At 42.7% G+C, this 708-nt stretch carries 2 protein-coding genes; both read right to left on the reverse strand.

From position 1 onward, the window contains the following. Positions 1-10: 10 nt before the first annotated feature. Positions 11-127, reverse strand: a complete 117-nt coding sequence (locus MSG33_RS23480; RefSeq protein WP_237311579.1) for a DUF3265 domain-containing protein — start codon at positions 125-127, stop codon at positions 11-13. Further along, positions 117-653: a nucleotidyltransferase family protein gene (locus tag MSG33_RS23485; RefSeq protein WP_248382327.1), complete on the reverse strand. Its 537-nt coding sequence runs from the start codon at positions 651-653 to the stop codon at positions 117-119. The genes MSG33_RS23480 and MSG33_RS23485 overlap by 11 nt, the downstream gene beginning before the upstream one ends. Positions 654-708: the final 55 nt, after the last annotated feature.

Below are 708 nucleotides of genomic sequence, written 5' to 3' on the forward strand. Positions count from 1 at the left end.
TAACGCCCAGTTAAGGGGTGAAGCACGCAATACCGATGTTACTGCATAGCACTTCAACACCGAAACCAACGCATACCAAAAATGCCACGCGTGCTGAATCCCTCTTGAACTGTTTGTTATGGCGCAATTTCTAATGATGACCACCGTTGTAGCCACCCTTTGGAATTTACACGATTTTCAAAGGATTCTCGCGACCTTTTAGAGTTATGTGTGACGTAGAAATTGAACAATGATTTAAACCCAAAAGCAGCAATACATTCATACTTATCTTGAGCGGTTTGACGAATAGCAATAGCTGTTTCTTTTTCTGGATAGTAACTCATTGCGTCCAAAGAACTTGTATACGGAGAATCTCCATTACGTATATGCATTTGCGCCTGATTACGCACTTGCCAGTTAAGCTGAGGCATGCAACTTTTTAGCTGCGCTTCATAAAGCAAATAGGAATCTGGGTTAGACTCGTCAGGGTCAAAATAGATAACGTCCACATCATTCAGGGGAGTATGCACATCAAAGTTATGTAATGAATCCCAAACCAAGTTACGAACAAAACATGCCGCAATATAGCATTGCGGCAAAGCCAGTTGAGATACAACTTTCAATGCCTCCACTCTGATCGGATCTTGCTTTATTAGTTCTACGATCTTGTCCATTTTCGCCCTGCGCCATAACGCCCTGTTAAGGTGTGAGCAACGCAATACCGATGCT

The sequence above is a fragment of the Vibrio sp. 1CM7H genome (assembly GCF_023161645.1).
In the GTDB taxonomy this organism is placed as follows: Bacteria; Pseudomonadota; Gammaproteobacteria; order Enterobacterales; family Vibrionaceae; genus Vibrio; species Vibrio diabolicus.

Excerpts from the sequence above, each read along its gene's own strand:
- MSG33_RS23485 (WP_248382327.1), bottom strand. The coding sequence starts at position 653 with ATGGACAAGATCGTAGAACTAATAAAGCAAGATCCGATCAGAGTGGAG.